Annotated in this window: 8 protein-coding genes; 5 read left to right on the forward strand and 3 right to left on the reverse strand. The window is 67.4% G+C overall.

Translation table 11 applies throughout. The annotated features are described in order from the left end of the window. Positions 1-126: 126 nt before the first annotated feature. The gene (locus tag Y887_RS21365) at positions 127-660 is read right to left on the reverse strand and encodes a hypothetical protein (RefSeq protein WP_245879372.1); all 534 of its coding nucleotides are present in this window, start codon (positions 658-660) and stop codon (positions 127-129) included. 126 nt (positions 661-786) lie between these two features. On the opposite strand from Y887_RS21365, the gene Y887_RS14170 reads away from it, so the two are divergent. Genes Y887_RS14170 through Y887_RS14185 form a run of 4 tightly spaced genes read left to right on the forward strand, consistent with a single transcriptional unit; the run spans position 787 to position 5,519 of the window. Next, positions 787-2,250: a DNA-3-methyladenine glycosylase 2 gene (locus Y887_RS14170; RefSeq protein ID WP_046964946.1), complete on the forward strand. Its 1,464-nt coding sequence runs from the start codon at positions 787-789 to the stop codon at positions 2,248-2,250. After that, complete coding sequence (locus Y887_RS14175; protein ID WP_046964947.1) at positions 2,247-2,792, forward strand: methylated-DNA--[protein]-cysteine S-methyltransferase; 546 nt, start codon at positions 2,247-2,249, stop codon at positions 2,790-2,792. The genes Y887_RS14170 and Y887_RS14175 overlap by 4 nt, the downstream gene beginning before the upstream one ends. Before the next feature lie 36 nt (positions 2,793-2,828). Next, a complete protein-coding gene (locus Y887_RS14180; RefSeq protein ID WP_046964948.1) occupies positions 2,829-4,133 on the forward strand; it encodes an alkaline phosphatase family protein in 1,305 nt (434 codons plus the stop codon). 45 nt (positions 4,134-4,178) lie between these two features. Then, the gene (locus tag Y887_RS14185) at positions 4,179-5,519 is read left to right on the forward strand and encodes a chloride channel protein (RefSeq protein WP_046964949.1); all 1,341 of its coding nucleotides are present in this window, start codon (positions 4,179-4,181) and stop codon (positions 5,517-5,519) included. A gap of 308 nt (positions 5,520-5,827) precedes the next feature. Here Y887_RS14185 and Y887_RS14190 read toward each other — a convergent pair whose 3' ends face one another. Next, entirely contained in the window at positions 5,828-6,010 is a 183-nt protein-coding gene (locus Y887_RS14190; protein WP_003487537.1) for a 30S ribosomal protein THX, read from the reverse strand. A gap of 279 nt (positions 6,011-6,289) precedes the next feature. Continuing rightward, a complete protein-coding gene (locus tag Y887_RS14195) occupies positions 6,290-6,706 on the reverse strand; it encodes a MerC domain-containing protein (protein ID WP_046964950.1) in 417 nt (138 codons plus the stop codon). Between the two features lie 159 nt (positions 6,707-6,865). On the opposite strand from Y887_RS14195, the gene Y887_RS14200 reads away from it, so the two are divergent. Next, a complete protein-coding gene (locus Y887_RS14200) occupies positions 6,866-8,932 on the forward strand; it encodes a TonB-dependent receptor (RefSeq protein ID WP_046964951.1) in 2,067 nt (688 codons plus the stop codon). Positions 8,933-9,069 lie beyond the last annotated feature (137 nt).

The raw sequence follows: 9,069 nt of genomic DNA on the forward strand, positions 1-9,069 counted from the left end.
AGTTGCGAAAAACAAGCGGCGACCTCTGCGTCATCCGGCTCAAAACAGCGGTGCAACGCCAGCAGACGAAACCCAGCAGGCGTTCGATACAGCCGCAGGTGCCACTGCGGGTGTGCGGCTGCGAAATCATCGATACGCTGCCGGGCCTGCTGTTCTGGTGTGCCTGCGCGACAAAACCGGTGACGGCGCCAAGACCTCGCCAGACTGTTCGATAACCAAGTCACCGCCGTCGCCAGTATCACCCCGCCGAACAGATGGGTGGAAAGTACCAAGCAACATCACGCTCACCAACATCAGCAAACCCCAACCAACCCCCAGGCCCCTACGCGGCAAATGTGCAAAATCCACATCCGCAAACAGCACGTTGGGGGTGTTCAGGCACAAGGCGCCATAGCTGTTGCGGGTAAGCACCAGACTACCTTCCTGCGCGACGATCTCTTCGCGAATCGGCAAGCCTTCTCCATAGGCCGCGAGCCTTTCCCTACGCGGCAGCGGCGTGCCGCTCAGAATCGCGTCGAGCGCCTCACCGGCACGACCACGCGCATGCAGCTCGGCCGCAGCGTAGCTTTCATCGGACCATCCGAATCGGCGGACGGTGATGCTGCGCTGGCCTTCCCGATGCTGGATACGGGCCTCGGCCCAATGTCTGGGAACAATCATCCCTGCGTCCTGTTTCACGTCTTGGCTGATCAATCCGGCAGAGAATATCCGGGCGGGAGACATCCAGGCAGCAACCCCGTCCGAAAACGGCCAGCCGTGGCGCGAGCCAGCGCATAGACTGGCGCCATGCAGACAATGACGCCAGATCGAATTCAATGCGACCGCGCCCGGTTGGCGCGCGATGCGCGCTTCGACGGGCTGTTCTTTACTGCCGTCCGCAGCACCGGCATTTACTGTCGGCCGGTGTGTCCGGCGCCACCACCCAAGCCGGGCAACGTCAGCTATTACCCGAGCGCGGCGGCGGCCAGTGCGGCCGGCTACCGGCCGTGTCTGCGCTGTCGGCCGGAACTGTCGCCGCAGGCGCAGCAGCATCTGGGCGAAGAGAGCGTGCAACGTGCGCTGGCGATGATTGCCGAAGGCGCGCTGCAGGAGCAGCCGGTGCAGACGCTGGCCGATGCGGTGGGCGTGAGTGCGCGGCAGTTGCAGCGGCAGTTCGTGCAGCAGCTCGGCGCCACGCCGATTCAGGTGCATGGCACGCGTCGGCTGCTGTTGGCCAAGCAGCTGCTGACAGAAACCGCCTTGCCGGTCACCGAAGTCGCGCTCGCCGCCGGCTTCAACAGCCTGCGCCGTTTCAATGCGGCCTTTCTGCAAGGCTGCGGCATGCCGCCGTCGGCATTGCGCAAGCAGCGCACCGACGTTCCGGGCGGCCAGCTGTGCCTGCGCCTGGGCTATCGCCCGCCGCTGGACTGGGCGGCAATGCTGGGGTTTCTGCAGCGCCGCGCGATTCCGGGGATCGAGCAGGTCGATGCCAGCGGCTACCGGCGCGTGATCGGTACGCCAGGAAACGCCAGCTTGATCGAGGTTGTCGCCGCGCCGCAGCGGGCCGAGCTGCTGCTGCGCATCGGCGCCACCGACCCGCGCCAGATTCCGCAGATCGTGCGCCGCGTGCGTCGGCTGTTCGATCTGGATGCCGACCTGCAGGCCGTCCACGCCACGCTGGCATGCGAACCGCTGTTGGCCGGGGCGATCGCGCGCCGGCCCGGCCTGCGCGTGCCGGGGGGATGGGATGGCTTTGAAGTGGCGGTGCGGGCGGTGCTGGGCCAGCAGATCAGCGTGGCCGGCGCCGCAACGCTGGCGGCGCGGCTGGTGGACCGCCACGGCGGCCATCATGCCGACATGCCGCCCGGTCTGGACCGAAGTTTCCCCACGCCCGCACAGCTGGCCGACGCGCCGCTGGAACAGCTCGGGCTGCCACGCGCACGCGCGGCCACCCTCCGCGCGCTGGCATCGGCGTGCGCGCACGGCCGGCTGCATTTCGGCGCCGGCCAGCGCCTGCCGGACTTTGTCGCCGCCTGCACTGCGTTGCCCGGCATCGGCCCCTGGACGGCGCACTACATCGCCATGCGTGCGCTCTCGCATCCGGATGCGTTTCCGGCCGGCGATCTGATCCTGCAGCAGGTCCTCGGCGCGCCGGAGCGCCTGAGCGAACGCGCCACCGAAGCGCGTTCGCAGGCATGGCGCCCATGGCGCGCCTATGCCGTGTTGCACCTGTGGCATCTCGCCGTCGATCGCAAGGACACCCGCCCATGAACATGCTGGACTACGACACCTTTCACTCGCCGATCGGCGCCCTCACCGTGGCCGCCGATTCCGCTGCGGTGCGCCACATCCTGTTCGCACACAATCGCTACGAAGCGCCCGGACGCGCGCGCTGGGCGCATCGCCCCGATGCCGCGCTGGTGCGCGCAGCGCGCGAACAACTGCTGGATTATCTGCACGGCGGGCGACGCAGTTTCGATCTGCCGCTGGCACCGGCGGGCACGCCGTTTCAGCTGCAGGTCTGGCAGACGTTGGCGCAGATTCCGTTCGGCCAGACCTGGAGTTATGCGCAGCTTGCACAGGCGGTAGGCCGCCCCGCCGCCAGCCGCGCGGTCGGCGCTGCCAACGGCCGCAATCCGCTGCCGATCGTACTGCCCTGCCATCGTGTGATCGGCGCCAACGGCGCCTTGACCGGTTTCGGCGGCGGCCTGCCGACCAAGCAGGCGTTATTGCACCTGGAAGGCTGGTCGCCGCGCCAGATCGCACGCGCCGACGACCTGTTCGCCGACAAAGGCGCAGCGCCGCTGCGCTGACTTCGCGACGTCATTGCCGCACCGTAAACTGGAGGCATGATCGATCGACGTCTTGTGTCTGCCGCGATGGCCGCCGCGCTGCTCGCGGCGTGCTCCACCCAGCCCGGCGTACGTGACGCCTCACCGCCGCCCAGCGCATCGCCGCCCCTGTCGGCCGCCGCGACGCCCGACGACGCGCCGCATGCCTTGCTGCTGATTTCCATCGATGGCCTGCGCGCGGACATGCTCGATCGCGGCATCACGCCGACGCTGTCGCAGCTTGCACGCGATGGCGTGCGCGCGCGCTGGATGACGCCCTCGTACCCGTCGCTGACCTTTCCCAATCACTACACGCTGGTCACCGGCCTGCGCCCGGATCACCACGGCATCGTGCACAACAGCATGCGCGATGCCGGGCTGGGCAATTTCTGGTTGAGCAAGCAGGACGCGGTGACCGATGCGCGCTGGTGGGGCGGCCAGCCGGTCTGGGTGGGCGTGGAAACCGCCGGGATGCACGCGGCCACCTGGTCGTGGCCCGGCAGCGAGGCGGCCATCCAGGGCGTGCGCCCCACGCATTGGCGCCATTACGAAGAAGGCGTTGCCATGGACGCGCGCGTGGATACCGTCCGGGCCTGGCTCAAGAGCTCCGGCGCCGACGCCAACCGCCTGGTCACGCTGTATTTCGAACACGTGGACGAAGCCGGACACGATCACGGCCCGGAATCGCGCGAATACGCCGACAGCGTGCGCGCAGTGGACACCGCCATCGGCCGGTTGCTGGCCGGCATGCAGCGCGACGGGACCCGCGCACGCACCAACATCATCGTGGTCTCCGACCACGGCATGGCCGAGGTGGCGCCGGGGCATGCGATCAGCGTGGAAGCCATCGCGCCGCCGGCGATTGCCACCGCGGTCACCGACGGCCAGGTGATCGGCTTCGACCCCAAGCCCGGGCAACAGGCCAGCGCCGAGGCGATGCTGCTCGGCCCCCATGCGCAGTACGACTGCTGGCGCAAGGCAGCGCTGCCGGCGCGCTGGCATTACGGTACGCACCCGCGCATTCCGCCGATCGTGTGCCAGATGCACGAAGGCTGGGACGCACTGTTCCCCGACAAACTGGCCAAGCGCTCACAGCAAGGCATGCGCGGCTCGCACGGGTTCGATCCCGCCCTGCCCTCGATGCGTGCGGTGTTCGTGGCGCAAGGCCCGGATCTGGCGCAGGGCAAGCGCTTGCCGGGGTTCGACAACGTCGATGTGTATGCCTTGCTGACGCGTTTGCTCGGCATCGCCGCAGCGTCCAACGACGGCAACCCGGCCACTCTGCTGCCGGCATTGCGCGTGCCGCCGGACGTTGCGCACTGAGCACTGCGCACACCGGCTGCAGCACGCGGATGCGACAATGGGGCCATGTCTGCTTCTGATCCCTCGCCGCGTCGCTTGCGGCCGCTGTTGTCCAGCGAAGGCTGGCGTCGTCGCGCCGCACTCTGGGGCGGCGCCATTGCGGTGGCCCTGGTCGCCATCGTGTTCGCCAAGGCCAGCGATGCTGCCTTCCAGTTGTTTCAACGCATCACCGCGCATTCGATCTGGTGGGCGCTGCTGCTGACGCCGGGCATCTTCGCCCTGCTCGCCTGGCTGACCTCAGGGGCGATGCGGCCGACCCGCGGTAGCGGTATTCCGCAGGTCATCGCCGCACTGGAGCATCCCGACCCGGCGTTTCGCGACACCAACCTGTCGCTGCGCGTGTCGCTGCGCAAGCTTGCGTTGACCACGCTGTCGCTGCTCGGTGGCGCATCGGTCGGGCGCGAAGGACCGACCGTGCATGTGGGCGCCAGCCTGATGCATGTGTTCGGGCGCTGGTTCGGCTTTCACGATCCGCGCGAGCTTTCGCATTTCCTGCTTGCCGGCGGCGCGGCCGGTATCGCAGCGGCATTCAATACTCCGCTCGCCGGCGTGGTCTTTGCGATCGAAGAACTGAGCGGTCGCTTCGAGCACCGCTTCTCCGGCACCTTGCTCACGGCAGTGATCGTCGGCGGCGTGGTGTCGCTGGGGTTGCTGGGCAACTACACCTACTTCGGCAAGGTGGCGGTGGCCTTGCCATTGGGCCAGGCCTGGCTGGCGATCGCGCTGTGCGGCAGCGTGGCCGGGCTGCTCGGCGGGGTCTTCGCGCGGCTGGTGCTGGCCAGCGTCAGCGGCAAACCGCGCTGGCTGGGCGCACTGCGCCAGCGCCACCCGGTGCTGCTGGCGGCCTTGTGCGGCGTGGCGCTGGTCGGGCTGGCACTGCTGTTCGGGCAAGGCGCCTTCGGCACCGGCTACGAGCAGGCGCGCAGCCTGGTGCAGGGGCATGCCGTGGTCGGCCATGAGTTCGGCCTGATGAAGCTCATCGCCAACCTGGTCTCGTACCTGGCCGGCATCCCGGGCGGCCTGTTCTCGCCCGCCCTGGCAGTGGGTGCCGGCATCGGCCATAACCTGTCGGTGCTGATGCCGAGCGTGGACCCGCGCACCTTCGTGCTGCTGGGCATGTGCGCCTACCTGACCGGTGTCACGCAGGCACCGCTGACCTCGGCGGTGATTTCGCTGGAACTCACCGACACCGGCCAGATGCTGCTGCCGATCCTGGCCACCGTGTTGATCGCGCGTGCGGTGTCCGGGCTGGTGTGCAAGACGCCGATCTACCGCGGCCTGGCCGAGCAGTTGCTGGCCCCTGCTGGTGGTGGCGCCAAACCGACGCCTGCCGCGCCGCCTCACTGAACGATGCAGATGGCCGGCCCCGCGTGCGCAGCGGCGCACGCTGAAGAGAGCGCCGATTCGCTGCTGTGTTGTCTATTGACCGGCCGCGCGCACCGACGTTGATCGCCTGACGGCGGACATCAAAAAACGCGCAAGCCGCGCCGTGCCGTTGCGAAGGCAGCCGGGAAAAGCAGCCTTCCTGCCACGACGCTCTGCCCGGAGCCTTGAGCATGCCGTCCGGGCAGCGCTGGGTGCGCACATAAACAGGCGCCGGACATAAAAAAACGCGGCGCAAGCGCCGCGTTTTCAGATCGCAAAGCGGGCCGGGATCAGCTGGCCTTGGCGACGGTCTTCTTGGCGACAGCCTTCTTGGCCGGCGCCTTGACCACGCCCTTCTTGGCAACCGGGGCAGCTGCACCCACGACAACCTTGCTCACCGCGTGCGAACGCGAATTGCCGTAGCTGGCGTTGTAGCGCTTGCCCTTGGCGGTCTTACGGTCACCCTTACCCATTTCGTCGACTCCTGAATGTGAATACAAATCCCCGTGCTGGCACGGGTCTGGCGAGGTTTGCACCGGCGGCGCCCTCGCGCAAGGCCGGCAAGCCTACCACGTCGGCCAGGGGCCGCGCAGCCGCGGGGCCGGCAAGGCGGTGACCAGCCAGTCCTGGACCAGGCCCATTCCTCGATGCGTGCTTGGTTGTCTCCTCCCGGCGCCCACCCAGTCGCGGCCTGATAAAAAGCGTCCCACGCGCCGACCGCAGCCATCGCGCAGTCGGATGTCGGCGCATCGTCAGTGCGCGCAGCTCGCGTCGTGCACGTGCGCATGCCCATGATTGAGCCGCAGATTGACCAGATGGGCGATGCCGACCAGGGCTCCGCCCAGCGTCATCACCACCGCGTGCGGCACCACCGAATGGTGCAACGGGTCATACAACAGGCCCAGCCACAACAGCGCCAGGCCCGGCAGCAGCAACGCCAGCGCATGCAGCGCCTTGTGTCGGCGATATCCCAGGACCAGGCTGAAAAGCCCAAGCAGGGTCACGAACACCACGATCGCCAGTTCGACCCCGTCGCCCAGCCAGAACGACAACCCAAGCGACGGCGCCAGGGCCAGCACCAGCGGCAGCACCGCACAGTGCACGGCGCATAGCAGCGACCCGGTCGCACCGAAGCGGTCCAGCAGATGGCGGAGTGTGGGCAGAGGCATGACTTCCAGCAGGTGCTCGCGGCGACGTGGAATAATATAACATCTTGCTTGTTCCAGGCCCGCACCACTGCATCGCACAGGACGGGCCTTGCCGTCGGCACAGCAGGCAAGCTGCGCCATTCCATTGATATACAGTAACAATTAGAGAGTCCGATCCACATGGCCCCCACGCTCATCCCCTCGCTGCGCCGCTCCGCCCTCTCGCTGGCACTGGCCAGTCTGCTGACTCCTGCCCTGGCCCTGGCCGAAGACACGCCAGAGGTTGCCGACCCGCAGACGCCGCCGCCATCGGACACCCGGCACGACGCCACCCATTCCAGCGGTCGGCATATCAAGGATCTGGACAAGGTGGTGGTCACCGCCAGCCCGCTGCGCGACGCGGCAGGCGAGTTGAGCCGCCCGGTCGAGGTGCTGGCCGGCGAGCGTCTGGATGAGGTGCGCAGTTCGAGTCTGGGCGAAACCGTGGCCAGCCTGCCGGGCGTGCAGAGCTCCAACTTCGGCCCCGGCGTGGGCCGGCCGATCATCCGCGGCCTGGATGGCCCGCGCGTGGCGGTGCTGCGCGATGGCCTGTCCACCCAGGACGTGTCCACCGTCAGCCAGGACCATTCGCCGGCCATCGAGCCGTTTCTGGCCAACCAGATCGAAGTATTGAAGGGCCCGTCCACGCTGCTGTACGGCTCCGGCGCGATCGGCGGCGTGGTCAACGTGGTCGACGGGCGCATCGCCGAAACCCCGGTGGACGGTTTCAGCGGCCGCGCCGAAGTGCGTTTTGACGGAGGCGACAAGGACGGCAACACCGACATGTTCCGCGTCGACGCCGGCAACGGCAGCGGCCTGTCGATCCATGCCGACGGCGTGTACCGCAACCAGAACGACTACGACACCCCGCAGGGGCGCCAGCTCAACAGCTGGATCGATTCCAAGGTGGGCTCGATCGGCGCCTCGCTGTCCGGCGACTGGGGCTTTGTCGGCCTGTCGGCATCGCGCTTTCGCGACAACTACGGCAACCCCGGCGAGCCGGGCGACCCGTCCATCGGCGAGCGCGGCGTGTCGTTGAAGCTGCAGCAGGACCGCTACGACCTCAAGGGCGGGCTGACCGACCCGTGGGGCGAAGGCAGCGCGCTGCGCTACAGCTTCGGCCATACCGATTATGCGCATACCGAATTCGAAGGCGCCGACGTCGGCACCGTGTTCACCAAGCGCGCCAACGAAGGCCGCGTGGAAGCCTCGTTTACCTTCGGCGGCGGCTGGCAGACCGCGTTCGGCCTGCAGGGCAGCGATACCACGTTCCAGGCGGTGGGCGAAGAATCCTTCGTGCCCAAGACCGATACGCGTTCGCTCGGCGCATTCGCCGTGGCGCGCAACAGCTGGGAACGCGTCACCGCCGAAATCGGCGCACGCGTGGACAAGGTCAAGTACCAGACCGACATCGGCGTGGACCGCGACTTCACCCCGACCAGTTTCTCGGCCAGCGCCGGTTTCCGCTTCAACGAACAGTGGCGCCTGACCGCCAACCTGGACCACGCCGAGCGCGCACCGGCCGAAGAAGAACTGTTCGCCGACGGCCCGCATATCGCCACCCTCGCCTATGAGATCGGCGATGCGGATCTGAAGACCGAAAAAGCCAATCAGGCCGAGCTGGGACTCAACTTCCAGAACGAATGGGTGGATGCCAAGGTGGCGGCGTACTACAACCGCTACAACGACTTCGTCTACATCGTCGACACCGGCAATCAATGGTTCAACGAAGAAGACAACGACTTCCTGCCGATCCGTCAGTGGACGCAGGCCGATGCCGTCTTCCACGGCTTCGAAGGCGAAGCGACCTTCCACCTGGCCAACAACGACACCGGCGCATGGGACCTGCGCGTGTTCGGCGATACCGTGCGTGCACGCCTGAAGGATGGCGGCAATCTGCCGCGCATCGCGCCGGGCCGCTTCGGTGCGCAGATGCGCTGGAATGCCGATGCATGGCGCGCCTCGATCGGCGCCACCCGCACCATGAAGCAGGACAAGGTGGCGGTGAACGAAACCGCGACCGATGGCTACACCTTCGTGGATGCACATCTGGCGTACCACGTGGACCGCGGCAGCAATGCGTGGGAAGTGTTTCTGGACGGCAACAACCTGACCAATCAGGACGCACGCGTGCATACCTCATTCCTCAAGGACGATGTGATGTTGCCTGGCCGCAGCGCCTCGTTCGGCGTGCGGATGTTCTTCTGACAGCGGTCTCTCTCCCCCGCTGAGTAGAAGCGAGGCCGCCTTCGGGCGGCCTCTTTTGTCTAGAGCGTGTTATGTCCTTTGAGGTGAGTGCGAAGCCTCCTGTAGCGCGTCGAAGCGCGTCGAGACAAGGCGTGCGC

The sequence above is a fragment of the Xanthomonas pisi DSM 18956 genome (genome assembly GCF_001010415.1).
Taxonomy (GTDB): Bacteria; Pseudomonadota; Gammaproteobacteria; order Xanthomonadales; family Xanthomonadaceae; genus Xanthomonas; species Xanthomonas pisi.